General features: G+C 73.7%; 25 protein-coding genes. 13 read left to right on the top strand and 12 right to left on the bottom strand.

Annotated elements, in window-relative coordinates:
• The first annotated feature begins 312 nt into the window (after window positions 1-312).
• Entirely contained in the window at window positions 313-1,113 is an 801-nt protein-coding gene (locus P3T27_RS09480) for an enoyl-CoA hydratase-related protein (RefSeq protein ID WP_280676387.1), read from the top strand.
• Here the strand turns inward: P3T27_RS09480 and P3T27_RS09485 are convergent.
• The gene (locus P3T27_RS09485; RefSeq protein ID WP_280676388.1) at window positions 1,110-1,715 is read right to left on the bottom strand and encodes a DNA-3-methyladenine glycosylase I; all 606 of its coding nucleotides are present in this window, start codon (window positions 1,713-1,715) and stop codon (window positions 1,110-1,112) included. The genes P3T27_RS09480 and P3T27_RS09485 overlap by 4 nt on opposite strands.
• A gap of 73 nt (window positions 1,716-1,788) precedes the next feature.
• Window positions 1,789-2,211: a DivIVA domain-containing protein gene (locus tag P3T27_RS09490; protein WP_280676390.1), complete on the bottom strand. Its 423-nt coding sequence runs from the start codon at window positions 2,209-2,211 to the stop codon at window positions 1,789-1,791.
• Window positions 2,212-2,389: 178 nt separating this feature from the next.
• On the opposite strand from P3T27_RS09490, the gene folP reads away from it, so the two are divergent.
• Complete coding sequence (gene folP, locus P3T27_RS09495; RefSeq protein ID WP_280676632.1) at window positions 2,390-3,202, top strand: dihydropteroate synthase; 813 nt, start codon at window positions 2,390-2,392, stop codon at window positions 3,200-3,202.
• Between the two features lie 33 nt (window positions 3,203-3,235).
• Here the strand turns inward: folP and P3T27_RS09500 are convergent, their stop codons facing one another.
• Complete coding sequence (locus P3T27_RS09500) at window positions 3,236-4,045, bottom strand: TIGR00730 family Rossman fold protein (RefSeq protein WP_280676391.1); 810 nt, start codon at window positions 4,043-4,045, stop codon at window positions 3,236-3,238.
• A gap of 123 nt (window positions 4,046-4,168) precedes the next feature.
• A complete protein-coding gene (gene dapE, locus P3T27_RS09505; RefSeq protein ID WP_280676394.1) occupies window positions 4,169-5,245 on the bottom strand; it encodes a succinyl-diaminopimelate desuccinylase in 1,077 nt (358 codons plus the stop codon).
• Between the two features lie 145 nt (window positions 5,246-5,390).
• On the opposite strand from dapE, the gene P3T27_RS09510 reads away from it, so the two are divergent.
• Window positions 5,391-6,413, top strand: coding sequence for a hypothetical protein (locus P3T27_RS09510; protein WP_280676396.1), 1,023 nt, complete (start codon window positions 5,391-5,393; stop codon window positions 6,411-6,413).
• A gap of 289 nt (window positions 6,414-6,702) precedes the next feature.
• Complete coding sequence (locus P3T27_RS09515) at window positions 6,703-7,470, top strand: hypothetical protein (RefSeq protein ID WP_280676649.1); 768 nt, start codon at window positions 6,703-6,705, stop codon at window positions 7,468-7,470.
• Between the two features lie 81 nt (window positions 7,471-7,551).
• On the opposite strand, the gene dapC is transcribed toward P3T27_RS09515, so the two are convergent.
• Both dapC and fdxA read right to left on the bottom strand, forming a co-directional pair.
• Window positions 7,552-8,700 (bottom strand): succinyldiaminopimelate transaminase, encoded by a 1,149-nt coding sequence (gene dapC / locus P3T27_RS09520; protein WP_280676398.1) that lies wholly within the window; start codon window positions 8,698-8,700, stop codon window positions 7,552-7,554.
• A 20-nt stretch (window positions 8,701-8,720) separates the two neighbouring features.
• Window positions 8,721-9,047, bottom strand: coding sequence for a ferredoxin (gene fdxA, locus P3T27_RS09525; RefSeq protein ID WP_030061559.1), 327 nt, complete (start codon window positions 9,045-9,047; stop codon window positions 8,721-8,723).
• Between the two features lie 200 nt (window positions 9,048-9,247).
• On the opposite strand from fdxA, the gene P3T27_RS09530 reads away from it, so the two are divergent.
• Together P3T27_RS09530 and P3T27_RS09535 are read left to right on the top strand one after the other, a co-directional pair.
• Window positions 9,248-10,192, top strand: a complete 945-nt coding sequence (locus P3T27_RS09530; protein WP_348534076.1) for a GNAT family N-acetyltransferase — start codon at window positions 9,248-9,250, stop codon at window positions 10,190-10,192.
• A 52-nt stretch (window positions 10,193-10,244) separates the two neighbouring features.
• Window positions 10,245-11,153, top strand: a complete 909-nt coding sequence (locus tag P3T27_RS09535; protein ID WP_280676401.1) for a transglutaminase-like domain-containing protein — start codon at window positions 10,245-10,247, stop codon at window positions 11,151-11,153.
• Window positions 11,154-11,160: 7 nt separating this feature from the next.
• On the opposite strand, the gene P3T27_RS09540 is transcribed toward P3T27_RS09535, so the two are convergent.
• Window positions 11,161-11,790: a response regulator transcription factor gene (locus tag P3T27_RS09540; RefSeq protein WP_280676402.1), complete on the bottom strand. Its 630-nt coding sequence runs from the start codon at window positions 11,788-11,790 to the stop codon at window positions 11,161-11,163.
• 66 nt (window positions 11,791-11,856) lie between these two features.
• Here P3T27_RS09540 and P3T27_RS09545 point away from each other — a divergent pair, with 66 nt between their 5' ends.
• Window positions 11,857-12,801, top strand: a complete 945-nt coding sequence (locus P3T27_RS09545) for a MerR family transcriptional regulator (RefSeq protein WP_280676403.1) — start codon at window positions 11,857-11,859, stop codon at window positions 12,799-12,801.
• Window positions 12,795-13,286 carry a GNAT family N-acetyltransferase gene (locus tag P3T27_RS09550; protein WP_280676404.1) on the top strand — a complete coding sequence of 164 codons (492 nt, stop codon included), beginning with the start codon at window positions 12,795-12,797 and terminating at the stop codon, window positions 13,284-13,286. Before P3T27_RS09545 ends, P3T27_RS09550 begins: the two co-directional genes overlap by 7 nt.
• 96 nt (window positions 13,287-13,382) lie before the next feature.
• Here P3T27_RS09550 and P3T27_RS09555 read toward each other — a convergent pair whose 3' ends face one another.
• The 4 genes from P3T27_RS09555 to P3T27_RS09570 all read right to left on the bottom strand — a co-directional run bounded on the left by P3T27_RS09555 (window position 13,383) and on the right by P3T27_RS09570 (window position 18,680).
• Entirely contained in the window at window positions 13,383-14,645 is a 1,263-nt protein-coding gene (locus P3T27_RS09555) for a histidine kinase (RefSeq protein WP_280676405.1), read from the bottom strand.
• 8 nt (window positions 14,646-14,653) lie between these two features.
• A complete protein-coding gene (locus P3T27_RS09560; protein ID WP_280676406.1) occupies window positions 14,654-15,376 on the bottom strand; it encodes an ABC transporter permease in 723 nt (240 codons plus the stop codon).
• Entirely contained in the window at window positions 15,373-16,320 is a 948-nt protein-coding gene (locus P3T27_RS09565) for an ABC transporter ATP-binding protein (protein WP_280676407.1), read from the bottom strand. Before P3T27_RS09565 ends, P3T27_RS09560 begins: the two co-directional genes overlap by 4 nt.
• 206 nt (window positions 16,321-16,526) lie before the next feature.
• A complete protein-coding gene (locus P3T27_RS09570) occupies window positions 16,527-18,680 on the bottom strand; it encodes a prolyl oligopeptidase family serine peptidase (protein WP_280676408.1) in 2,154 nt (717 codons plus the stop codon).
• A gap of 309 nt (window positions 18,681-18,989) precedes the next feature.
• Between P3T27_RS09570 and P3T27_RS09575 the strand changes: the two genes are divergently transcribed.
• The 5 genes from P3T27_RS09575 (at window position 18,990) to P3T27_RS09595 (ending at window position 24,985) form a co-directional block, all read left to right on the top strand.
• Window positions 18,990-19,184, top strand: coding sequence for a DUF2304 family protein (locus P3T27_RS09575; RefSeq protein WP_280676409.1), 195 nt, complete (start codon window positions 18,990-18,992; stop codon window positions 19,182-19,184).
• Window positions 19,185-19,233: 49 nt separating this feature from the next.
• Complete coding sequence (mshB, locus tag P3T27_RS09580; protein WP_280676410.1) at window positions 19,234-20,154, top strand: N-acetyl-1-D-myo-inositol-2-amino-2-deoxy-alpha-D-glucopyranoside deacetylase; 921 nt, start codon at window positions 19,234-19,236, stop codon at window positions 20,152-20,154.
• On the top strand, window positions 20,151-20,612 hold the full coding sequence (locus tag P3T27_RS09585) for a DUF6113 family protein (RefSeq protein ID WP_280676411.1): 462 nt from the start codon (window positions 20,151-20,153) through the stop codon (window positions 20,610-20,612). The genes mshB and P3T27_RS09585 overlap by 4 nt, the downstream gene beginning before the upstream one ends.
• A 238-nt stretch (window positions 20,613-20,850) precedes the next feature.
• Window positions 20,851-23,151 (top strand): peptidoglycan binding domain-containing protein, encoded by a 2,301-nt coding sequence (locus tag P3T27_RS09590; protein ID WP_280676412.1) that lies wholly within the window; start codon window positions 20,851-20,853, stop codon window positions 23,149-23,151.
• A 121-nt stretch (window positions 23,152-23,272) separates the two neighbouring features.
• Complete coding sequence (locus P3T27_RS09595; RefSeq protein WP_280676413.1) at window positions 23,273-24,985, top strand: ABC transporter family substrate-binding protein; 1,713 nt, start codon at window positions 23,273-23,275, stop codon at window positions 24,983-24,985.
• A 23-nt stretch (window positions 24,986-25,008) separates the two neighbouring features.
• Here P3T27_RS09595 and P3T27_RS09600 read toward each other — a convergent pair whose 3' ends face one another.
• Complete coding sequence (locus tag P3T27_RS09600; RefSeq protein WP_280676414.1) at window positions 25,009-26,106, bottom strand: ABC transporter ATP-binding protein; 1,098 nt, start codon at window positions 26,104-26,106, stop codon at window positions 25,009-25,011.
• Window positions 26,107-26,157: the final 51 nt, after the last annotated feature.

Consider the following 26,157-nt stretch of genomic DNA (forward strand, 5'->3'; position numbering starts at 1 on the left):
CTCGTTCCCCTTCCTGCAACCGCTCAGCTACGCACCGGCAGTCCGTCCACCGCCGGTATCGAACGCATTGATCGGAAGCCATTATCCCGCATGCCACGGCCTGATGACCAACATCACTCTCGGTGCAACATCGGCCGGACCGCCCCCAAGCGCCGCAATTGCCGTCATAAGCCCCGGCGTGGCGGCGGTGCGCACGTCGCCGGAAGGTGCGATACCTCACACTCCCCAGCCGGCCGGATGCTCCGGCATCCTGGCACACGACCGACACCGAGCCGAGAACAACCGATCCGAGCACAAGGGAGCCCCTCGCCCATGTCCGATTCCGTGCTGTACGAGCTGGACGGCGGCCTGGCCGTCATCACCATCAACCGCCCGGAGGCGATGAACGCCCTGGACGTCGCGACCAAGGTCGCGCTGCGGGACGCCGTGGTCGCCGCGGCCGCGGACCCGGCGGTGCGCGCGGTGCTGCTGACCGGGGCCGGCGAGCGCGCGTTCTGCGTCGGGCAGGACCTGAACGAGCACCTGACGATGCTGAAGCGGGCCGAGGAGACCGGCGAGACCGCGCTGGGCACCGTCGCCGAGCACTACAACCCGTTGGTGCGGGCACTGGCCGGGATGCGCAAGCCGACCGTCGCCGCGGTCGGCGGGGTGGCGGCCGGCGCGGGCGCCTCGCTGGCCTTCGCCTGCGACTTCCGGATCCTCTCCGACCGGGCGGGCTTCAACACCGCCTTCGCCGGGATCGCCCTGACCGCCGACTCCGGCGCCTCCTGGACGCTGCCCCGGCTGGTCGGGCACGCCAAGGCCACCGAACTGCTGATGCTGCCCCGGACGGTGAAGGCCGCCGAGGCGATGGAGCTGGGCCTGGCCACCAGGGTGGTGCCGGCCGAGGAGTTCGCCGCCACCGCGCGGACCTTCGCCCGGGAGCTGGCCGAGGGCCCGACGCTGGCCTACGGCGCCATCAAGGAGTCGCTGGCGTACGGCGCTTCGCACTCGCTGGACGAACTGCTCGACAAGGAGGACGAGCTGCAGACCCTGGCCGGCGAGAGCGAGGACCACCGGATCGCGGTCCGCGCCTTCGTCGCCAAGGAGAAGCCCACGTACCTGGGCCGCTAGCGCTCGTCCCCGCGGGTCCCGGCGGTGCGGACGTGGCAGTCCGCCAGGTGGTCGTCGACCAGGCCGCAGGCCTGCATCAGGGCGTAGGCGGTGGTCGGGCCGACGAAGCGGAAGCCCTCCTTCTTCAGGGCCTTCGCGAGCGCGGTCGACTCGGGCGTGACGGCCGGCACCTCCCCCAGCGTGCGGGGGGCCGGCCGGTCCGGGGCGGCGGCGAACCGCCAGATCAGCGCGTCCAGGCCGCCGTCCAGGTCGCGGGCGACCTTGGCGTTGGCGATCGACGCCTCGATCTTGGCCCGGTTGCGGATGATGCCGGCGTCGGCGAGCAGCCGCTCCACGTCCGCCTCGCCGAACTCGGCGACCTTGGCGATCTCGAAGCCGGCGAACGCGGACCGGAAGCCCTCCCGGCGGCGCAGGATGGTCAGCCAGGACAGTCCGGACTGGAAGGCCTCCAGGCAGACCCGCTCGAACAGGGCGTCGTCGCCGTGCACCGGGCGGCCCCACTCGGTGTCGTGGTAGAGCCGGTAGTCGTCCGTCGACTCGCCCCAGGCGCAGCGGCGCAGGCCGTCCGCGCCGAGCACCGCGCCCTCGACCGGAACACTCATGCGCCCACCTCGCTGCGCTCGGCAGGGGCAATCGCCCACACGCACCTCACGATGACGAGCCCACCCCGTTCGCTCACTGGTCCCCCACCGGCTTCGCGTCCTCGGGCTGCTTGGTGAGCGCGACGGCCGGCTCGACCACCTTCGCGAACTCCTCCAGGCCGGGCAGCGGTTCGGCGCCGGCGTCCGGGCCGTTGGTCGCCTCGACCGCGCCGCGCAGGTGGGCGGCGGCCTCCAGTTCGGCGATCCGCGAGTCGCGGTAGGCGAGTTCGGCGCCGAGGCGGTCCAGGACGTCGTCGACCTCGTCCATCCGGTAGCCGCGGACGGCCATCGGCAGCCGCAGGTCGTCCACGTCCGCCTTGCTCAACGGACGGTCCTGCGGCAGCCGGGCGGCGATGCGGTCCTGCACCGCCTCCGGCATCGAGCCGCCCCCGCCGAGCGCCACCAGCGCGGCGCCGCCCACCACGACGGCCATGGCGACCACGATCACCCAGAACACGAGCTGTCCTCCCGAACTCCCGGCCGGCCTGCTGCGAAGTGCCCACGACCAAACTGATCATGACAGCATGGTCCCTGTGAGGCCGGGGGCCATCATCGCACCCGCAGCAGCTGTGGAGGAGACATCGGTGGCACTGCGCCTGGGACCGCGGGAATTCGGCGACGACGAGCTGGTGATCATGGCGATCGTCAACCGGACACCGGACTCGTTCTTCGACAAGGGTGCCACCTTCGCGGACGAGGCCGCGTTCGCCGCCGCCGACCGCGCGATGGCCGAGGGTGCGGCGATCCTGGACATCGGCGGGGTGAAGGCCGGGCCCGGCGACGAGGTCACGGTGGAGGAGGAGCTGCGACGCACCGTGCCGTTCGTGGCCGAGCTGCGCAAGCGCCACCCGGAGGCCGTGATCAGCGTGGACACCTGGCGGCACGAGGTCGGCGAGGCGGTCTGCGCGGCGGGCGCCGACCTGCTGAACGACGCCTGGGGCGGGGTGGACCCGAAGCTCGCCGAGGTGGCCGCGCGCCACGACGTCGGGCTGGTCTGCACGCACGCGGGCGGCGCCGAGCCGCGCACCCGGCCGCACCGGGTCGGCTACCAGGACGTGATGGCGGACATCCTGCGGGTGACCATCGGCCTGGCCGAGCGGGCGGTGGGGCTGGGCGTGCGGCGGGACGCGGTGATCATCGACCCCGGGCACGACTTCGGCAAGAACACCCGGCACTCGCTGGAGGCCACCCGGCGGCTGCCGGAGATGACCGCGACCGGCTTCCCGGTGCTGGTCTCGCTGTCCAACAAGGACTTCGTCGGCGAGACGCTGGACCGGCCGGTGAACGAGCGGTTGCTCGGCACCCTGGCCACCACGGCGGTCTCGGCCTGGCTGGGCGCGCAGGTCTACCGGGTGCACCAGGTCGCGGAGACCCGCCAGGTGCTGGACATGGTCGCCTCGATCCGGGGCACCCGCCCCCCGGCGGTCGCCCGCCGGGGGCTGGCGTAGGGCCTGCCGGCCCTACGGTCCTGGCTCTCGGTCCTAGATCTCGTTCACCGGCCGGCGGGCGTCGGCGAGGATCTTCATGACCTCGTCGATCTCGTCGGTGATGTGGAACAGCTCCAGGTCGTGCTGGGCCGCCTTGCCCTGCGCGACCAGGGTGTGCTTCAGCCACTCGTAGAGGCCGCCCCAGTACGCGCTGCCGAAGAGGATCACCGGGAAGCGGGTGACCTTCTTCGTCTGCACCAGGGTGAGCGCCTCGAACAGCTCGTCCAGCGTGCCGAGCCCGCCGGGCAGGACCACGAAGCCCTGGGAGTACTTCACGAACATCGTCTTGCGGACGAAGAAATAACGGAAGTTCAGCCCGAGGTCGACGAACTCGTTGAGGCCCTGCTCGAAGGGCAGCTCGATGCCGAGCCCGACACTGAGGCCGCCGGCCTCGGAGGCGCCGCGGTTGGCGGCCTCCATGGCGCCCGGTCCGCCGCCGGTGATCACCGCGTAGCCGGCCTCGGCGAGGGCCCGGCCGATGGCCACGCCGGCCTCGTACTCGGGCGAGTCGACCGGGGTCCGGGCGGAGCCGAAGACGCTGATCGCGGCGGGGAGTTCGGCGAGGGCGCCGAAGCCCTCGACGAACTCGGAGGTGATCCGCAGCACCCGCCACGGATCGGTGTGCAGCCAGTCGGTCGGGCCGGTGGTGTCCAGCAGTCGCTGGTCCGTGGTGCTCGTGCCGACCTGGTCCCGGCGCACCAGCACCGGGCCCTTCTGCTTCTCGGGCCAGGCCTTCGTCTTCCGCGGCACGCCGACCTGCTCGGGGCCGTGTCCGTAGTGCTTTTCGTCTCCTGTGCCTGTCATGACGAAACCCTACGCCTGGCGATCCCCGATTTCAGGCAACAGGAGAAGGTCGGTTGGACGACCGGAAGATGGCGTTCAGCCGATGGGCGGCCGGTTGGGCCGGCCGCCCGTCGGCCCGGCGCCTCAGCTGGTCAGCCAGGTCCGCAGCCGGTCCTCGGTCTCGGTGATGGCGCTCAGCGAGCAGTGCTCGTCCCGCTTGTGCGCGAGGTTCGGGTCGCCGGGGCCGTAGTTGACCGCCGGGACGCCCAGCGCGCTGAACCGGGCGACGTCGGTCCAGCCGAACTTCGCCCGGGCCTGGCCGCCGGTGGCCGCCAGGAAGGCCTGCGCGGCCGGCTGGGAGAGCCCGGGCAGCGCGCCCGGGGCGAAGTCGGTGACGGTCAGCTCGAAGCCGTTGAAGACCTCGCGCACGTGCTTCTCCGCGTCCTCCTCGCTGCGGTCCGGCGCGTAGCGGAAGTTGACCGTGACGACGCACTCGTCCGGGATGACGTTGCCGGCCACGCCACCGTCGATCCGGACCGCGTTCAGGCCCTCGCGGTACTCCAGGCCGTCGATCTCCACCTGGCGCGGCCGGTAGTCCGCGAGCCGGGTGAGCACCTCGGCGGCGTGGTGGATGGCGTTGTCGCCGAGCCAGCTGCGGGCCGCGTGCGCGCGCACGCCGGTGAGCCGGATCTGCGCCCGCAGGGTGCCCTGGCAGCCGCCCTCGACGACCGCGCCGCTCGGCTCCATCAGGACCGCGAAGTCGCCGGCCAGCCACTCCGGGTGCTCCGCGGCGAGGTGGCCGAGGCCGTTGCGGTGGGCCTCCACCTCCTCGCAGTCGTAGAACACGAAGGTGAGGTCGCGGTTGGGTTCGGGCAGGGTGGCGGCGAGCCGCAGCTGGACGGCGACGCCGGACTTCATGTCCGAGGTGCCGCAGCCGTAGAGCAGGTCCCCCTCGACGCGGGAGGGCAGGTTGTCGGCGATCGGCACGGTGTCCAGGTGGCCGGCGAGCAGGACCCGCTCGGGGCGGCCGAGGGTGGTGCGGGCGACCACGTTGTTGCCGTACCGGTCGACGGTCAGGTGCGGGTAGCCGCGCAGGGCGGCCTCCACGGCGTCGGCGAGCGCCTGCTCGTCGCCGCTCACCGACGGGAAGTCGACGAGCCGGGCGGTCAGCGCGCCGCCGTCGAGAGTGAGGTCCAGGGGCGTCGTGTTCGGGCTGCTCATGGCGCCAGCCTAGTCGTCGCGTTGTGTGGCCCGTGTGGCTGTTCTGTGACACGGAACGTGACGGCCAACGGCAACCGGGTGGCGCCGCTCACCCGTCCGAGTGGGTACGGTGTCGGATCAAGAAGCAGGCGCGAGAGGGGCGACGGTGGCCAGGAGAAAGAGCGATGAGCTGGGCGAGGAGTCGGCGCCCCGCCGTCGCAGGCCGCTGCGCGCGGTACTGATCGTGCTGCTGGTCCTGGCGGTGATCGCGGTCGGCCTGTGGTGGCTGCGCGAGGGGAAGACCGAGCCCGAGGGCTGCTCGGTGAAGACCCCGGCCGGCGAGGGCACCCTGGAGATCCCGCAGGCGGCCAACGCCGCGACGATCGCCGCGGTGGCGCGCTCGCGCGGGCTGCCGGACCGGGCGACCACCATCTCGCTGGCCACCGCGATGCAGGAGTCCAAGCTGCGCAACCTCGCGGGCGGCGACCGGGACTCGCTCGGCCTGTTCCAGCAGCGGCCCTCGATGGGCTGGGGCACCCCGCAGCAGATCCAGGACCCGGTCTACGCGACCAACAAGTTCCTGGACGGCCTGGTCAAGGTCCCCGGCTACACCCGGCTGCCGCTGACCGACGCGGCCCAGGCGGTGCAGAAGAGCGGCTACCCGCAGGCGTACGCCAAGCACGAGACCAAGGCGACGCTGCTCTCCTCGGCGCTGGCCGGCCGGGTACCGGGCTCGTTCAGCTGCGTGGTGCACGACTACACCAAGCCGGACCCGGCGGACGCGGCCGCGCCCGCCGCGGGCGCCTCGGCCTCCCCGACCGCCGCGCCGGACCGGGCCCAGGTGCTGTCCGACCGGGTGCGCCGGGAGTTCGGCCGCACGGTGACCCCGGAGACCGGGTACACCTCGACCATCAAGGGCGCCGAGAACGCGATCGCGCTGACCCCGGACCCGTCCGCCGCCGCGCTGACCTCCTCGTCCGACGCCGGGGCCGACGCCGGGGTGAGCGCCGAGCTGGCGAGCGGCTGGGAGGTCGCCCACTGGGCGGTCGCCCAGGCCCAGCAGCTGGGCATCGCGACGGTCGCCTACGACGGGAAGATCTGGCGCAAGACCAAGTCGGAGGACGGCTGGCAGCCGCAGACCTCCGGGACGTCGACCAAACTCGTTCAGGTCACCCTCGCCGCGTCCTGAAAGGGCTGATGCACTGACGTACGGGTTGCCGCCGTACGGGTGAACCCGGTCAACCTCGGTGGACGCGGCGCCCGCTCCGGCGACCCCCGGTGGAGAACCGTCACTCCCCTTGCCCGGAGCCGGGTCCACCGGGTCGGACGGGCCCCGCCGGGCGACGTCGCCATGGTCATACGATCCGATGGTCGGTCAGAAACTTTCCTTGCTCAGGCCGAAACCTTCTGGCTTCTCAAGCGGTAACAACGTCGTCCGCCCGGCGGACGGGACGGACCCAGACCCTTCGAGGAGCCCCATGTCTCACCCCCTCACGCGCCGGATCGCCAGCGCCGCGCTGCTCGTGGCGGCCGGAGCGACCCCGCTGGTCGCGGCCGGCTCCGCGTCCGCCCTGGGCGGCGACGCCCTGCTGCCCAAGAGCGACCTGGCCGCGCCGCTGGGCCAGCTGACCAACACCGACACCGGTTCCACCCTCCAGCACACCACCCACCAGCTGGGCCAGGCCGCCGGCAGCACCGGCGCCGCCACCGTCGCCGCGGGCGTACCGGCCTCCGCCGACGCCGCCGGCACCATCGTCGCCCACCAGCTCCCCGAGGCGAACGAGAAGGCCGGCTCGCTGACCGCCCCGGTCGACCAGACCGCCGCCACCACCGGCCAGCTCTCCGCCGTCACCCCGAAGGTCGCCTCCGCGCTGGCCGACAAGCTCGGCGAGGCCGTCACCGGCAAGGGCGTCGGCACCCGCAGCGCCGCCGCCAGCCCGGTCGGCGGGCTCTCCCAGGCCGGCTCCGTCGCCCAGGGCCTGCCCGGCGCCGACAAGCTCGCCGGCGCCGTCCCCGGCACCAACGCCGTCACCGACGCGCTGCCGCTCGGCGCCGTCCAGCGCGCGCTGCCGGCCCTGCCCGGCACCGACGTCCTGGGCCTGGCCGAGCACGGCTCGGCCAACCGCCTCGGCGGCGCCGACCTCGGCCCGAACAACCCGCTGTCCGGCCTCACCGGCGCGCTCGGCCCGGTCGGCGGCCTGCTGCACGGTGTGAACGGCGGCAGCATCAGCGGCCTGCCGCTGTAACCGTCCGCGGCATCGCGCGGTATCGCAGGGCATGACGAAGGGGCCGGTGTCGGTGGACACCGGCCCCTCTCGCGCTCCCCGCTAGCGGGCCGCGTTCAGCCGCTCCACGGCCGCGGCCACCCGCTCGTCGGTCGCGGTGAACGCGACCCGGACGAAGCGCTCGCCGGCCGGCCCGTAGAAGTCGCCGGGCGCCACCAGGATGCCCAGCCCGGCCAGCTCGGCCACGGTCTCCCAGCACGGGCGGTCCTGCGTCGCCCACAGGTAGAGGCTCGCCTCCGAGTGCTCGACCCGGAAGCCGTACGCCTCCAGCGCCGTCCGCAGCGCCGAGCGCCGGGCCGCGTACCGCTCCCGCTGCTCCGCCACGTGCGCGTCGTCCGACAGCGCCGCGATCGTCGCCGCCTGGACCGGCGCGGGCACGATCATGCCGCCGTGCTTGCGCACCTCCAGCAGCTCCTTGACCACCACCGGGTCGCCCGCCACGAAGGAGGCGCGGTAGCCGGCCAGGTTGGAGCGCTTGGAGAGCGAGTGGACGGCCAGCAGGCCCTCGTGGCCGCCCCCGCAGACGTCCGGGTGCAGGACCGAGACCGGCTCGGCCGTCCAGCCCAGCTCCAGGTAGCACTCGTCGCTGACCAGCAGCGCCCCGTGCTCCCGGGCCCAGGCGACGGTACGGCGCAGCTCGTCCTCGCCGAGCACCCGGCCGGTCGGGTTGGACGGCGAGTTCACCCAGAGCAGGCGGACGCGGGAGCCGTCCAGCTCGTCCACCGAGTCGTACTCGACCGGCTCCGCGCCGCACAGCCGCGCGCCCACCTCGTAGGTCGGGTAGGCCAGCCGCGGGTAGGCGACCTGGTCGCCCGGACCGAGGCCGAGCTGGGTCGGCAGCCAGGCCACCAGCTCCTTGGAGCCGACGGTCGGCAGCACGGCCTGCGGGCCGATCTCGGCGCCGCAGCGGCGGTGCAGCCAGCCGGCGACCGCCTCGCGCAGCTCCACCGGGCCCCAGACCGTCGGGTAGCCCGGCGTGTCGGTGGCGGCGGCCAGCGCCTTCTGGATCACCTCGGGGACCGGGTCCACCGGGGTGCCCACCGAGAAGTCGCAGAGACCTCCCGGGTGGGCCAGCGCGGTCGCCTTGTACGGCTCCAGCTTGTCCCAGGGGAAGACCGGCAGGAGGTCGGAAACGCGGCGCGCCGCCCCCGGGTGGCCCGGGAACGGCGCGCGCGTGCTGTTGGTGCTCACAGCTCAGTTTCCACCGATCGTCAGTGGTCGGCGTTCTGCGGCGGCAGAGCGGCGATGAACGGGTGGTCACGCTCGATCAGGCCCAGCTTCGAGGCGCCGCCGGGAGAACCCAGGTCGTCGAAGAACTCGACGTTCGCCTTGTAGTAGTCCTTCCACTCCTCAGGAGTGTCGTCCTCGTAGAAGATCGCCTCGACCGGGCAGACCGGCTCGCAAGCGCCACAGTCGACACACTCATCCGGGTGGATGTAGAGCGATCGCTCGCCCTCGTAGATGCAGTCAACCGGGCACTCTTCGATGCACGCCTTGTCCTTCACGTCGACACAAGGCTGCGCGATGACGTAGGTCACGCTGTCGTTCCTCCTCGGAAGGGCCGTGGCGGCCCGTTCTGTTCTACTCGCGTGCGCGGTGAGCGCGGCGTCGTCGATGCCCGCCCCTAGTATCGCGGGTCGGAGACCGCAAATGCACAGGAGGTGCCCAGATGACGGCAGGCGGGCCGGTTCAGGACCGTCCGGAGGTCCGGATAGATCGCTCTGACGTGGGACGACGCGTGTCCGTCCGGCGCATCTCGGAGTTCGTGGGCGACCGGCCGGTGTTCCGGGATGCGATCGGCGTGCTCACATCGTGGGACGATCATGGGTTGACGGTCGCCCCGCGCAGCGGCGAGCCGGTCTCCTTCGCCGAGAAGCTGCTGGTCGCGGGCAAGGTCGTACCGCTCTTCCCGGCCCGCCGCGCTCCCCTGCCCGCCGCCACGCCCGTCGAACTCCAGCGGATCGCGGCCCGCGGCTGGCCCGCCGTCGAACAGGAACCGCTCGGCGAGTGGACGCTGCGCGCCTCGGCCGGCTTCACCCGGCGGGCCAACTCGGTGCAGGCGCTCGGCGACCCCGGGCTCGCGCTGCCCGACGCGCTCGCGGCCGTCCGCGCCTGGTACACGGCCCGCGACCTGCCCGCGTACGTCGAGGTGCTCACCCCCGGTTCGCCGGCGGACCTGCGGGCCGAGCTCGACCGGCTGGGCGCCGGCTACGCGCCCACCCTGGTCCGGACGGCCCCGCTGGCCGGGCTCACCCGGATCGGCTCCGGGCACGACCGGGTCCGGCTCGCGCGGACGGCGGACGCGGCCTGGCTCTCGCTCTACCGGCGGGTCGGCGAGGACGAGGCGCTGGAGGAGGCCGCCCGGCAGGTGGTGCACGGCGGGCCGTCGGTCTGGTTCGCCACCGTGCCCGGCGCCCCCGGGCAGCCGCCGCTGGCGATCGGACGCTGTGTCATCGACGGGTCCTGGGCCTGCTTCGGTGCGATCGAGGTCGTGCCGTACGCCCGACGGGCCGGACTGGCCACGACCGTCATGGCGGTGCTCGCCGCCCGGGCCGCCGAGGAGGGGGCGACCGGCGGATACCTGCAGGTCGAGGCGGACAATGCCGGTGCGATCGCGCTCTATGACGGACTCGGCTTCACGACCAGTCACACTTACCACTACGCCCTTCTCCCCCAGGGGTAGCACCGCCGTCCGACCCGCCCGCCCGAGCCGCCCGCCCACCCGACTCGTCCGCTTGCCCGCCCGCCGTACGAAAGCCGTCGCCGTCACCGTGACCGAGCAGAGCAGAGACCGCTTCCGGACCGCCGCCCGCGCCGAGCCCGCCGACCCGGTGCTGCTCTGCCTGCTCGCCGCCGCCGAACACGGCCCGGTCCTGGACCCGGACGACCCGGGCGAACCGCCCAGCGTGGACGCCCTGCTCGCCGCCTGCGAGGCCGCCCTGGAGCGGCACGCGAGCGCCGTCCGGCTCGCCGTCGCCGAACGCGCCCCCGCCGGGCCGGAGGAGACCGCCGCCCTGCTCGCCGCCGTCCTCGGCGGGCGGGAGCGGTTCCACGGGCAGCAGTCCGACTACCGGCGGCTCGAATCCTCGCTGCTGCCCGACGTGCTGCGGCGCCGGCGCGGACTGCCGATCATGCTGTCCCTGGTGTGGATGGCGGTCGGGCGGCGGGCCGGGCTCACCGTCCACGGCATCGCGCTGCCCGGCCACTTCATCGTCGCCGTCGGCGGCCCGGCCGGCGGCGAGGAGTACGTGCTCGCCGACCCCTTCCACGGCGGACGGCTGCTCGACCCGGACGACGCGGAACGCCTGGTCCACACCGCCGGGCAGGAGTTCACCCCCGACCTGCTCACCCCGGCCCAGCCGCTCGACATCGTGCTGCGCGTGCTCGGCAACATCCGCGCCTGGGCCGCTGACCGCCCCGAACACGCCCGCACCCAGCTCTGGGCCGCCGAACTCTCCCTCCTGCTGCCCCGCCACCCCGCCCAGCTCCGCCTCGAACGAGCCGAACTCCTCGTGCGCACCGGCGACTTCCTCGGCGGCTCGGCCGAGATGGACGCCTACGCGCAGATCCTCGACGCCTTCGACCCGGACACCGCCGCCAAGGTCCGCCAGGAGGCCCGGGCCGCCCGGCACCGCCTCAACTGACGGCCCCCTACAGCCAACCCTTCTCGCGGGCGATCCGCACCGCCTCGGTGCGGTTGCGGGCCTCGGTCTTCTGGATCGCCATCGACAGGTAGTTGCGGACCGTCCCCTCCGACAGGTGCAGCCGCCTCGCGATGTCCGCGTTCACCGCGCCGTCGGCCGCCGCGCCCAGCACGTCCCGCTCGCGCGCCGTCAGCGGGTTCGCGCCCTCCGCCAGCGCGGCCGCCGCCAGCGCCGGATCGATCACCCGCTCCCCGCGCAACACCCGGCGGATCGCCTCCGCCAGCTCCGAGGCCGGCGCGTCCTTCACCAGGAAGGCGTCCGCACCCGACTCCATCGCCCGCCGCAGGTACCCCGGCCGGCCGAAGGTCGTCGCGATCACCACCCTCGTCCCCGGTGCATGGCGGCGCAGCTCCGCGGCCGCCTCGATGCCCGTCATCCCCGGCATCTCGATGTCCAGCACGGCCACCTGCACCCCGTGCGCCAGCACCGCCGCCACCACCTCGTCGCCGCGTCCCACCTGCGCGACGACGTCGATGTCGCCCTCCAGCCCGAGCAGCGCCGCCAGCGCCTCCCGGACCATCCCCTGATCCTCGGCGAGGAGGACGCGGATCAGGGCCCCGTTCTGTGTGTCGCTCATGGCCACGACCTTAGGTGTCCCCCGCAGCTTGCGTCTCCCGTAGGGGGAGACGCCAGGCTGGACCCCATGGACGGCAACGACGCCCACTACTCGATCGGCGACCTCGCCCGGCGCACCGGGCTCACCGTGAAGACCATCCGCTTCTACGCCGACACCGGCCTCGTGCCGCCCACCGACCGCACCACCGCCGGCTACCGGCGCTACGACGTCCACGCCCTCGCCCGGCTCGACCTCGTCCGCACGCTGCGCGAACTCGGCCTCGACCTGGCCGCCATCCGCCGCGTCCTGGAACGGGAGACCCCGCTGCACGAGGTCGCCGCCGCGCACGCCGAGGCGATCGACGTCCAGATCCGCACCCTGCGACTGCGCCGCGCCGTCCTACGGGCCGTCGCCCAACGCGCGTCCACACCAGAGGAGACGACACTCATGCACAAGCTCGCCAAGCTCTCCGACGCCGAACGCCGGCGCCTCGTCCACGACTTCATCGACGACACCTTCGGCGGACTGGACGCCAACCCGGCGTTCGTCGCGATGCTCCGCTCCGCGATGCCCGAACTACCCGACGAGCCCAGCGCGGAGCAGGTCGAGGCGTGGGTCGAGCTCGGCGAACTCGTCCAGGACCCGGACTTCCGCGCGGCGATCCGCGCGATGGCCGAACACCAGGCCGCCGAACGGGCCGACGGCGACACCACCGGGCTGCACCACGACCTCACCGCGACGGTGCGCTCGCTGGTCGGCGCCGCGCTGGCCGACGGCATCGCGCCGTCCGCCCCGGAGGCCGACGCCGTCCTCGCCGGCTTGACCGCCGCGTACGCCGAGACCTTCGGCCGCCCGGACGACGCCGCCCTCCGCCAGTGGCTGCTCACCCGCCTGGAAACCGCCAACGACCCGCGCGCGGAGCGCTACTGGCACCTGCTCGCGGCGATCAACGGCTGGCCCGCCCCGGACAGCCTGCGGGAGGTATTCGAGTGGTTCACCGCCGCCCTGCGGGCCAGACTGGCGGCATGCTGAGCCTGGAACGACTCCGACCCGACCACGCCGAGGCGCTCCTCGCCTTCGAGGAGGCCAACCGCGCCTACTTCGCGCGCACCGTCCCCGACCGGGGTGACGCCTACTTCGCCGACTTCCCGGCCCGCCATGCCGCCCTCCTCGCCGAACAGGCCGCCGGCACCTGCCACTTCCACCTCATCCTCGACCCGGCCGGCACCCTGCTCGGCCGCCTCAACCTGGTCGACGTCGAGGGCGGCGGCGCCGAGCTCGGCTACCGCGTCGGTGAAGCCGCGGCCGGCCGGGGCGTCGCCACCGCCGCCGTCGGCGAGGCCTGCCGCCTCGCCGCCACCGGCTACGGCCTGACCTCGCTGACCGCCGTCACCACGCTGGACAACGCCGCCTCCGCGGCCGTCCTCACCCGCAACGCCTTCACCGTCGTCGGGAGGCTCACCATCGACGACCGCCCCGCCCTCCGCTTCCGCCGCCACCTCGCCGACGGCGGCTGACCGCCCCGGCCACCGGGTCGCGGCACCCGGACGGCCGTCCCGCACCCGACGGGTCGGCCGGTGCCCCGGCTGTCAGCCGGTTCGGCCCCGGACGGTCTAGGACTTCTCGGACGGCTGCGGGGCCACCGGTGCGGCGACCGTCCGCAGGGGCACCGAGGCCCGGAGGCGGAAGCCCCGGCCCCGCTCCCCCGGCCCGCTGTCCAGCCGCCCGCCGACCAGCGCCAGCCGCTCCTGCAGGCCCGAGAGCCCGTTCCCCGGCTGGGACTTGCCCGGCCCGTGCCCGTTGTCGGCGATCTCCAGGACGGCGTAGCGCTCGCCGCTCGCCTCCCAGCTCTCGTCGGCCGTGACGGTGCAGACGGTGGCGCCCTCGCCGTGCCGGACGATGTTGGTGACGGCCTCGCGCAGTGCCCAGGCCAGCGCGCCCGACTCCTCGTTGGCGAGCCCCGGCCAGGCCTCGGCCAGTTCCGGCGCGGCCTCCAGCCGCACCTGCGCGGCGGCCAACGCGGTACGGGCGGCGGCGAGTTCGACCGGCAGGGTGGGGCGGCGGAAGCCGGTCACCGCCTCCCGGACGTCGATCAGCGACTGCCGGGCGACCTGCTCGATGTCGGCGACCTGCGCCCGCGCCGCCTCGTCCTTGCCGGCGTCCATGAACCGCCCGGCCAGTTCGCTCTTCAGCGTGATCAGCGACAGCGAGTGCCCGAGCAGGTCGTGCAGGTCGCGGGCGAGGCGCAGCCGTTCCTCGGAGGCGGCCAGGTGCGCGACCGCGGCGCGGGCCTCGCGCAGTTCCTTCATGGTGGCGACCAACCGCTGCAGGCCGGTCATCGCGATGCCGGAGAGGAAGGCGCTGAGCGTGAAGGTCGCGATGTCGTCCCCGCCGGCGTGGATGAGCAGGCCGACCGTGGCGGTGAGGGCCGCCATGCCGCCGAGCGCGCGGAGCGCGTACCGGGCCGGCGTGATGATCGCGACGCACACCGAGGCGTAGATGAAGAGGGTCAGGAAGGCTCCGCCGAGCACGCAGGCGGACGCGATCGCGAACACCACCATGGCCGCCACGACGGCTTGGCAGGCTCGCGGCCGCATCCCCGCCGTCGAGCGGAAGATCACCAGCAGGACGTAGCCGCCCACGAAGAACGCCAGGCAGGCCCAGCCGAGCACCTCGCCGGCCAGGCTGTGGCCCCCGTGCAGCAGGTTCCCCACCGGGTAGGCCAGGTAGATCATCCAGAGCAGCATCCAGGCGATCTTGACCAGCATCTGCCGACGGGTCTCCACCGGGGAGCCGGGGACGTTCATGAACGACGCGCGCGCCGGGCCCGCCTCCCGCTGCTCGTCGAAGGGGTGGGCCCGGCGCGCGTCATTCATGGAGGTCATCATGCCTGGCGGGTGTCGCGGCGGTACAGCGCCGCCGCGGCGACGACGAACACCGCGAGGAAGGCGGCCAGTCCGGCGACCGCGACGGTGTCCAGGGAGTGCCCGGGCTGGGTGAAGGTGGCCAGCTTGTTGTACAGGTACACCGGGTTGAACCGGGCGAACTTCTCCAGCGAACCACTCACCGGGAACCACGTCCCGCCGAACAGCGCCATCACCATGTAGGTGATCATCACGATGGTCTGCACCGAGTCCGGCGCCGCCGCGTACCCGAGCGCCACCCCGAGCGCCGCGAACACGAAGCTGCCCAGCCACAGCGCCGCCGTCAGGCCGATCCACTGCGGGGCGCTCAGCGACACGCCCTGGCTCGCGCCGACCGCGAAGACCACCAGGATCGCCGGCAGCGTGGTCACCGCGCTCGCGGCGATCTTGCCGAAGGTGTACGCCCGCCCGGGCAGCGCGGTGAGCCGCAGCTGGCGCACCCAGCCGCTCTTGCGCTCCAGCGAGATCCGCTGCGCGCTGCCGGTGAGCACCGCGCCGACCGCGCCGAAGGTGGCCATCGTGACCATGAAGTAGGTCTTCACCGGCAGGCCGCCGGCCAGCTTGGAGGAGTCGTAGGCGTGGATGAAGAAGAAGTACATCAGCGCCGGGTAGGCGATGGTGAAGAGCAGGTAGCGCCGGTTGCGGAGGGTCCGCAGGATCTCCAGCCGGATCAGGGTGGTCATCGCGCGCTCTCCTTCGCCGCCTCGTACTGGTCCTGCTCGCCGGTGATGGTCAGGAAGGCCTGTTCCAGGCCGAGGCCGGTGACCTCCAGCCCGCGCGGGTACAGGCCCGCCCGGTAGAGCCCGGCGACGCTCGCGTCGGCGTCCGCGGTCCGGATCCGGACCGTCCGCACCCCCGGCACCCGGGCGGTGACGTCCAACGACTGCACGCCCGGCAGCATCCGCAGCACGCTCTCCTCGAACTCGCCGTCCGCGTCGTGGAGTTCGAAGGCGACCCGGCGGGCCCCGGCGCGCGCCTTGATCTCGGCGGAGCTGCCGTCGGCGATCAGCCGGCCCCGGTGCAGGACCAGGACGCGGTCGGCGATCGAGTCCGCCTCCTCCAGGTAGTGGGTGGCGAACAGCACCGTGCGACCGGCGTCGGCCTGCGCCCGCATGCTCGCCCAGAACGCCTGCCGGACGCTGACGTCCATGCCGGTGGTGGGCTCGTCCAACACGATCAGGTCGCTCTCGCCGGCGATCGCGAGCGCGAAGCGGACCCGCTGCTCCTGGCCGCCGGACAGCTTGTCGACCCGGCGCTCGGCCAGTTCGGTGATCCCGGCGTCGGTCAGTACCCCCGTGACCGACCGACCGCGCGGATGCACGTCGCAGGCGAGCCGGACCAGCTCGCGGACCTTGACGTCGGCCATCAGCCCGCCGCTCTGCAGCATCGCGCCGACCCGGCCGGCCGCGATCGCCTCCCGCGGCGTGCCGCCGAACAGCGTGACGCTGCCCTGGTCGGGCTCGCGCAGGCCGAGCAGCAGGTCCAGGCTGCTGGACTTGCCGGCGCCGTTCGGGCCGAGCAGGGCGACGGTCTCGCCCGGCCGCAGCACGAGGTTGAGATCGTCCACGGCGCGCACCCGCCCGTAGCTCTTGCCGACGCCGCGGAAGGCCGCCACTTCGGTCCCCATCGCCCCGCTCCTCTGCCCTGGTGGTGTCGCGTCCGGTGTCGTCCGCACCACGTCAGGGTCCCGTGCGGGCGGGATGCGGCGGCAGTGTCCGCCGTCGTGCCTTCGGCATGACGGATGTCATGCCGGCGGCCGGTACCCGCGTCACGCCGGTACGCGTGACGGGGCCCGGCCGCCGCATCCGCCGGTCAGGGGCTACCTGTCGGGCTTCACGCCCCCAGCGCGCGCTTCACGAAGTCGACCTGGAGCAGCAGCAGGTTCTCCGCGACCTCCTCCTGCGGCGTCATGTGGGTGACGCCCGACAGCGGCAGCACGGTGTGCGGACGCCCGGCCGCGAGCAGCGCGGAGGACAGCCGCAGGGTGTGCGCGGCGACCACGTTGTCGTCCGCCAGGCCGTGGATGATCATCAGCGGCCGCTCCAGCCCGGCGGCGTACCCGGTCAGCGAGTTGGCCGCGTACACCTCGGGCCGCTCGGCCGGGTGGCCGAGGTAGCGCTCGGTGTAGTGGGTGTCGTACAGCTCCCAGTCGGTCACCGGCGCCCCGGCGACGGCCGCGTGGAAGACGTCCGGGCGGCGCAGCACGGCGAGCGCGGCGAGGTAGCCGCCGTACGACCAGCCGCGGATGGCGACCCGGCCGAGGTCCAGCGGGAACTCCTCGGCGAGCGCCTGCAGCGCCTCGACCTGGTCGTCGAGGGTGGCCCCGGCGAAGTCGAAGGCGATGGACTTCTCCCAGGCCGGGTTGCGGCCGGGGGTGCCGCGCCCGTCGGCGACGACCACCGCGAAGCCCTGGTCGGCGAACCACTGCGAGTTGAGGTGCGGGTTGTGCGCCTGGACGACGCGCTGGCCGTGCGGGCCGCCGTACGGGTCCATCAGGACGGGCAGCAGGCCGTCCCGCTCGCGGTCGTAGCCGGTGGGCAGGAAGACGGCGGCCGGGATGCGGCGCTCGCCGGCGAAGCGGAACACCGGGCGGGCGGTGATGACCGGGGTCTCGGCGTACGAGGCGATGGTGGCGACGTCGTCGACGACCACGCCTTCGGGCAGGTCGCGGGCGACCTGGACGAGGGTGCCGGGCAGGTCCGGCTCGGCGGTGGCGCGCACGGTGATCCCGCCCGCGTGCACGGCGCTGGTGACGGAGGTGAACGGACGGCCGTTGGAAGACTCCCAGGCCAGCCGCTTGCCGTCGTGGCTGATCCGGCCCACCGCGATCCAGCCGGGCTCGGGGTCGGTCTCCCCGGCGCCGCCGGAGGCGCTGAAGAACACCTCGTCGTCGGTGACGGCGACCACCGACCGCAGGTGCAGGTCGGCCCCGGTGACGGCCTGGTCACCGATCACCAGCGCGCGCACCCCCGCGTCGTCCGAGATCCGGACCAGCCTGCCGTCCGGGGTCCAGGCCGGGACGCCCTGGAACAGCTCCAGCCAGACCTCGTCGCGCTCCTCGAACAGCACCTCGGTGGCGCCGGTGGCCACGTCGAGGCCGAGGATCCGCTGGCTGCGCTGGTCGCGGGCCTGGACGAGCAGCAGCGGCACGCCGCCGGTGGACCAGTGCACCCGGGCGAGGTAGGGGAAGGCCGCCCGGTCCCAGACCACCTCGGTGCGGCCGCCGTCCAGGTCGAACACCCAGAGGCCGACCTCGGCGTCGGCGGTGCCGGCGGCCGGGTAGGCGATCTCGGCGGGCTCGCGCTGCGGGTTGGCCGGGTCGGCGATCCACCAGCGGCGCACCGGGGAGTCGTCGGCGCGCTCGACCAGCAGCCGCTCGCCGTCCGGGGACCACCAGAAGCCGCGGTCGCGGCCCATCTCCTCCTGGGCGAGGAACTCGGCCTGCCCCCAGGTGACGTTCGGGCCGTCGGGCTCGGCGAGCGCCCGGTCGGCGGTGCCGTCGGTGCGGGTGAGCCGCAGCTCGCCGGCGGTGTTGGCGTAGGCGACGTGGCTGCCGTCCGGGGCGACCCGCGGGTCCAACAGCGGCCCCCGGGCGGGCAGTTCGGCGGTGGCGCCGGAGGCCAGGTCGGCGGTGAACAGCCGGCCGGAGAGGGCGAAGGCGGCCAGCCGGCCGGCCGTGTCCAGGGCGTAGCCGACGATGCCGGCCGAGCCTTCGCGGCTGCGCTCGCGGCGGGCCTTCTCGGCGGGCGAGAGGTCCTCCTCGCCGCCGCCGAGCAGCACGGCCGGGTCGGCGGCGATCCGCTCCTCGCCGGTGGCGGTGTCGAGGGTCCAGAGCAGGTTGGCCCGGTCGCCGCCCGACCGGGAGCGCAGGAAGACGACCCGCGAGCCGTCCGGTGAGACGGAGAACGAGCGGGGCGCGCCAACGGTGTAGCGCAGGGTACGCGCGTACTGCCGGGGGAAGGTGTCCGCAGGGGTGTGGGAGGTCATGGCACCAGACCCTACGACGCCCCGCTCCCACTGTCGGGAGCCTGGTGATCACTCGTTCGGAGCATCGTTCCCAAGTACCCCCCAAAGGGGCTCATACCCCCTCCGACCGGCCCATGCGCCCCACGAGTGCCGCAGCGCCCCGACGTGCGGAGACTCACCGCGTGTAATGCTCCCCTCACCCATCGGGTATGACTGGTCGGGCGGTGATCGTCGGGTCCCGTCCCGGGCCCCGGTCACCCGACCGCAGGTCCCGCACGGTCCCACCGCCACCCTCCCGGGTGGCGCACCCGAGAAGGGGTGTGAGCCGACATGGCTTTGTCCGTCTCCGCAGCCATGCTGATGCTGGTCATCGTGGTGGTGCTGATCCGCCGCTCCAGCCTGAAGCTCGGGCACGCGATCATCTGCGCACTGCTCGGCTTCTACCTGGCCTCCAGCTCGATCGCCCCGTCGATCAGCCAGGTCACCAGCAACCTCGCGGGGATGATCAACGGCCTGAAGCTCTGACCCCGCCACCACGGCCGCCATCGTGACGACAGGCTCTAGGCTTTCCCCCATGACCGCGACTACCGGCCGCCGCCTGCTCCTGGTGCACGCCCACCCCGACGACGAGTCGATCGGCAACGGCGCCACCATGGCCCGGTACGCCGCCGAGGGCGCCCACGTCACCCTGGTGACCTGCACCCTCGGCGAGGGCGGCGAGGTGATCCCGCCCGGGCTGGCCCATCTGACGGCCGATCGGGACGGCACCCTCGGCGCGTACCGGATCGGCGAGCTGACCGAGGCGATGCGCGCGCTCGGCGTCACCGACCTGCGTTTCCTCGGCGGCCCGGGTCGCTACCGCGACTCCGGGATGATGGGCGTGCCCGACAACGACGTGCCCGGCTGCTTCTGGCGGGCCGACGTGAACGAGGCGGCCGGTCACCTGGTCGCGGTGATCCGCGAGGTCCGGCCGCAGGTACTGGTCACCTACGACGAGAACGGCGGCTACGGGCACCCGGACCACATCCAGGCGCACCGGGTCGCGATGCGCGCGTACGAGCTGGCCGCCGATCCGGTGCACCGCCCGGAGCTGGGCCCGGCCTGGCGGATCGCCAAGGTGTACTGGAACCGGGTGCCCCGCTCGGTGATCGAGGCCGGGCTCGCCGAGACCGCCGCCAGGGCGTCCTTCCCCGGGGTGGCCCAACCGGCCGACGTCCCCGGCGTGGTGGCCGACGGGGTGGTCACCACCGTGCTGGACGGCTCCGCGTACGCCGGGCACAAGGCGGCCGCGATGGCCGCGCACGTCACCCAGATCACCGTGGACGGCGCCGCCTTCGCGCTCTCCAACCACCTCGGCCAGCCGCTGCTCGCCACCGAGTACTACCAGCTGGTACGCGGCCAGGCCGGACCGGACCGGCCCGAGGAGGACCTGTTCGCGGGCCTGGCGCCCGACCCCGACCCGCTGCACACCCCCGCCGAGGAGAGCGTCCGATGACCGAGCCCGCCGCCGCCCGGCCGCCGCGCCGCTCGTTCCCGGCGACCGTCCTCGGCACCCGCGAGGAGCGGCTGGCCGAGTCCCAGCCCCCACGCGCGGCCCGGATCGCGGCCTACGTCCTGTTCTTCCTGCTGGGCATCGCGGTGTCGGTCTGCGGATCCTTTGTGCAGGCCTTGTGGCCGCCCGTGGGGGTCCTGCTGTCGCTCGCCGCGACCGGCGCCACCTTCTACGCAGGCCTGCGGGTCACCGGCACCCGGCTGGGTGCGGCGCTGCCCGCGGCCGGCTGGTTCCTGGCGATGCTGCTGGTGATCGTGCCCCGGCCGGAGGGCGACAACGTGCTGTGGTCCAACGCCACCTCGCTCGGCTGGCTGTTCGCCGGCTCGGTCCTGGGCGTGATCTGCGCCACCCTGCCGACCCGCGGCAGCTGGTTCCCGGGCGTGCCCGGACCGCCGCGCTGACCCCACCCCCGGGGCGCGTACGGCACCGTGCACGACGCGCAGTCAGGAGCACACGGCCGTACTCTCATACCGGAGGAACCGGACGTATCAGGATCTGTCCGAAGCCGTTCGCCGCTCAGTTCTTCCCAGTATGGTGGTCCCGCAGAACGCCGTACCCGACCGCCGCCCGCCCAGGCCCGGCGACCACGAACCGCGGTCGCGCCGCACGGCCCGCCCGCGAACCCGGAGCAGAGCAGCATTGAGCAGCCGCGAATCTGACAACGCCCACCCGACGCCCCGGCGTACGGGCCCGGACGCCTACCCGTCGGGCACCCCGCCCTACGGCACACCGGGGCTCCCGGACGGCGACCGGACCGGTGCCGCCCAGGGCGCCGCGTCAGGCGGCGAGGACGACGGCCCGAAGACCGAGACCACCCTGACCACCCGGGTCCGGATCAACATCCCCGGGTCGCGCCCGATCCCGCCGGTCGTGGTCCGCAGCACCGTCAAGAACGAGGACGGCCCGGGTGACGAGGCCCCGGCGCCCGCCCCCGAGCCGGGCGGCCCGCGGCACCGTTCCGCGCCCGCCTCCCCCGTCCTCGGGGTGATGGACGGCGGCGCCCAGACGGCCACCCCGCCGAACCTGCCGCCGGAGTGGCAGGTCCCGCCGATCCCGCCGGCGACCTCCGAGTCGGAGTCCACCGGCGCCTGGTTCCGGCCCCGGCAGAAGAAGGGCCCCGAGTCGGCCGGCGCACCGGAGACCCCGGCCGCGCCCGCCGCCGCCGAGCCCCGGCCGACGGCCGCCCCGGCCGCCCCGGCCACCGGTGCCCGCCAGAACGGCACCCGCCCCACCCCGGGCGCGGCCCGTCCGAACGGCCGCCCGGTGCCCGCCCAGACCAAGGGGCCGAACCCGAACGGCGCACCCGCCGCACCGTTCCCCGCCGGCCCCGGCGCGCAGCCCCCGGCGGAGGAGCCCGGCGTGTACGAGGCCGCCGCCCCCTTCGTCCCGCCCGTCGCCGACCCGTTCGCCCCGATGGCGCCCGAGGCCGAAGCCCGCGGCCGGCGCGACGCCCGCCCGCAGCAGGGCACCCCGCCGAACGGCGCCCAGCCGAACGGCCGGCAGCCCAACGGCCGGCCCCAGCAGGGACCGCGCCCGGGCGCCCGCCCGCCGGGCCCGGCGGCCGGCGCGGCCGACCCCGAGGACACCTCGGTCGACGGCTTCGAGCCGATCCGCGAGGGCACCCCGCCGCCCGCCGCCATACCCGGTCTGCCGCAGCGCGGCGCCCCGCACGGCGGCGAAGCCCGCCCGCAGCCGGGCCTGTTCGCCTCGGCCCCGGCCGGCGCCGACCCGTTCGCCACCCAGCGCCCCGCCGCGCCCGGCCAGGACGCCTTCGCCACCCCGCCCCCCGGCGGCCTCTTCCCGGGCGCCCCCGGCGCCGCCCCCGGCCAGCCGCAGCAGCCCGGGCGGGACCCGGAGGCCACCGAGCTCACCCCGCTGCCGACCCCCGGCCCCGGCCCCCGGCCCGAGGACGCCCAGTCCGCGCCGGTCCCGCCCGCACCGCAGCCGGCCAAGGCCAAGGCCGCGCCCGGCAAGGCCAAGCGCGGCGGCGCCGGCAAGAAGCTCGTCAAACTGGGCGTCTACGGCATCGGCGGGGTGCTGTTCCTCGGCGCCGCCGCGTACGGCACCGGCCTGATGCTCAACCAGTCCGACGTCCCCAAGGGCACCGTGGTGCTCGGCACCGACATCGGCGGCAACAGCCGCGACCAGGCGATCCACCAGCTCGACGAGACCGTCGGCAAGGCCGGCCAGCAGCCGCTCAAGCTGAAGGTCGGCGACCAGACGCTGAACCTCGACCCGACCGTCGCCGGGCTGGGCTTCGACACCACGGGCACCGTGGACGGCCTCGCCCAGCACAGCTACAACCCGGTCGACGTCATCAAGTCGCTGAAGGGCGGCACCAAGGCGGTCGCACCGGACGTCAAGGTCGACCGGGCCAAGCTCAAGGCCGCCCTGGACACCCTGGCCTCCGGCTCGGGTCAGGGCCTGCAGGAGGGCTACGTCAAGTTCGGCGACAACGGCGACCCGCTCGTGGTGCCCGGCCGGGCCGGTCAGGCCATCGACTCGGCGAGCGCCCTCGACGTGGTCGAGCAGGCCTACCGCGACCGCGCCGCCGGCAAGCCCGACCAGCCGATCGCGCTCGCCGTCACGGCCGCCCAGCCCAAGGTCTCCCCGCAGGCCCTGCAGGCCGCCGCGGACAGCCTCGGCAAGTCCGCGGTCAACGGCAACGTGTACCTCGTGGCCGGTGCCAAGAAGTGGGGCTTCGGCAAGCTGGTCGCCGCCAAGACGCTCACGCTCGCCCCGGACGCCTCCGGCAAGATCGTGCCCAAGTGGGACCTCGACGCGCTGAACGGCCAGCTGAACGGCGTGTTCGACAAGGTGAAGGTCAAGAAGAACGGCCAGACCGCCGCGATCACCCCGCAGGACGTCGCGGACGCCATCACCCCGCTGCTCGACAAGACCGGCGAGAAGGACCGCACCTTCAAGTTCACCGTCGTCTGAGCGACGACCGCGCCGATCGGGGGGCGGGCCGGATCCCGGCCCGCCCCTCGACAACTCCCCCCTCCGGTCAGCAAGATGTGACGCCACACCTTCCGCCACAGCCACCTCGGGGAGCACGCCGATGAGCCGCCGCCTCCAGTACCGGCCGGCTCTGCTCGCCGGCCTCACCGCACTCTCGCTCTCGCTGACGCTCTGTTCGTGCGCCTCCGGTCAGGGCGACGGCGGCGCGAACGGGCCGGCGGCCGCTGAGATCCCCAAGTTCACCTCGATCGACATCAACCCGCTCGACCGCTCCCGGCTGCGCCAGGGCGGCACCCTGCACCTGGCGATCGCCCAGTTCTCCCGCCAGTGGTCGCCGATCCAGAACGACGGCAGCGAGTCCTCGACGATCAGCGTCACCAAGCCGCTGCTGCCGACCTTCTTCCGCTCCGACGCGGCCGGCACCCAGACCGTCAACCCCGCCTACCTGCAGGACGCCCACGCGGAGCTGCGGGACGGCCGGCAGGTGGTCGTCTGGACGCTCAACCCGAAGGCCCACTGGTCCGACGGCACCCCGATCACCTGGCGCGACATCGAGGCCAACTGGCGGGCCCTGAACGGGAAGGACCCGGCCTACCGGCCCTCCAGCAGCACCGGCTTCGAACAGGTCTCCTCGGTCGAGCGGGGCAAGGACGACTTCCAGGCGGTGATGACCTTCGACCGGCCGTTCTCCGAGTGGCAGTCGATGTTCAACGGCGCCGCCAACGCCCCGCTGCTGCCCGCCAGCCGGATCGCCACCCCGGAGCTGTTCAACTCCGCCTACCTGGACGCGATCCCGGTCACCGCCGGCCCGTTCAAGGTCGAGCGGCTGGACCGCGCCGCCCAGACCGTCACCCTGGTCGCCGACCCCTCGTGGTGGGGCGACAAGCCGATGCTGGACCGGATCGTCTTCCACGCCATGCTGCCCAACGCCATGGCCGCCGCCTTCGCCAAGGGCGAGATCGACCTCTTCAACAACGGCCCGGACGTGGCCGGGTACCAGACCATCAAGAACACCAAGGGCGCCGCCGTCCGCCGGGCCGGCGGGCCGGACTTCCGCCAGCTCACCCTGAACGCCCGTACACCGGCGCTCAGCGACGCGACCGTCCGCCAGGCCGTCTTCCAGGCCATCAACCGGGACGCCGTCATCCGCTCCGACCTGAACGGCCTGGACTGGCCCGCCGTCCCGCTCAACAACCACCTGCTGGTCGCCAACCAGAACGCCTACCGGGACAACTCCCTCGGCCTCAGCCGCTACGACCCCGCCGAGGCCGCCCGCAAGCTGGACGCGGCCGGGTGGAAGCTCGACGGCGACGTCCGGAAGAAGGACGGCCGCGAGCTCAACCTGCGGATGATCGTCCCGGCCGGCGTCACACAGGCCCAGAACGAGGCCGCCAGCACCACCCGGATGCTCAAGGACGTCGGTATCGAGGTCACCACGGTCACCGCCGCCGCGAACGAGTTCTTCGACCGGTACGTCAACCGCAACGACTTCGACATCGCCGCCTACTCGCTGCTCGGCACGCCCTTCCCGGCCAGCGGCAACCGCGCCAACTTCGTCCAGAACGGCGGCACCAACCACGTCGGCGCGGGCAGCCCGGCGGTGGACACCGCCCTCGACCGGGCCGCCGCCGCGCCCGATGCGGCGACCGCCTCGGAGGCGATCAACCAGGCCGACGGCGAGCTGTGGAAGGTGGCCGGCGTGCTGCCGCTCTACCAGCGTCCCCAGCTGTACGGCGCCCGTGCCAACCTCGCCAACATCGGCGCGCAGGGGCTGTCCGACATCGTCTGGGAGAACGTCGGCTTCGAGCGGTAGGCGACGGCGGCCCTCCGGCACCCTCAGCCGTCGAGGGTCTCCCGCCAGAAGTGGCAGGCGCTGCGGCGGCCCGGCAGCTCGGCCCCGTCCGCGGCCACCACCGGTACCAGCGGCGGGAGTTCGGTCAGGCAGCGGTCCTGCACCCGGTCGCAGCGAGGGTTGAACGCGCAGCCCTGCGGGATCCGCAGCAGGCTGGGCGGCAGGCCCTTGATGGCGTGGAGGTTCTGCCCCTTCTGGTCCAGCCGGGGGATCGAGTCCAGCAGGCCGCGGGTGTACGGGTGGGCCGGGCGCGCGTACAGCTCGCGCACCGGCGCCGTCTCGACGATCCGACCCGCGTACATCACCGCGATCGTGTCCGCGACGTCGGCGACCACCCCGAGGTCGTGGGTGATCAGGATCAGCCCCATGTGGAACTCGTGCTGCAACTCGGCCAGCAGGTCCATCACCTGGGCCTGCACGGTGACGTCCAGGGCGGTGGTGGGCTCGTCCGCGATGATCAGGTCCGGCTCCAGGGAGAGCGCCATCGCGATCATGATGCGCTGGCGCATGCCGCCGGAGAACTGGTGCGGGTAGTCGCCGACGCGCTGCCTGGCGGCCGGGATGCGCACCCGGTCCATCAGCTCGACGGCCTTCTCCCTGGCCTCCTTGCGGCTGACGCCGTGGTGCACCTGGAACATCTCGCCGAGCTGGTAGCCCACGCTGAGCACCGGGTTGAGTGCGGACAGCGCGTCCTGGAAGATCATCGCGATCTTCTGGCCGCGGACGGCCCGCCGGGCCCTGGAGCCCATGGTCAGCAGGTCCTCGCCGCGGTAGAGGATCCGACCGGCGGTGATCCGACCGGGCGGCATGTCCAGGATGCCCATGATCGCCTGCGCGGTCACCGACTTGCCGGAGCCGGACTCACCCAGCACCGCGAGCGTCTCACCGGCCGACACCGAGTAACTCACCCCGTTGACGGCCTTGGCGACGCCGTCCCGGGTGACGAACTCGACGTGCAGGTCGTCGACCTCCAGCAGCGGGGTGCCGGGCACCAGGTTCTCCCGACCGCCGCCGATCACTTCCACCGCGTCCGTCCGCGGCTCACCGCCCCTGCTCCGGGACGAGTTCGTCAGGTCAGCCATGGTGAGCAGCCCTCCCCAGCGCAGCAGTGACCGCCGATTGGCGCAGAGCAA

The sequence above is a fragment of the Kitasatospora sp. MAA19 genome, from assembly GCF_029894125.1.
Taxonomy (GTDB): domain Bacteria; phylum Actinomycetota; class Actinomycetes; order Streptomycetales; family Streptomycetaceae; genus Kitasatospora.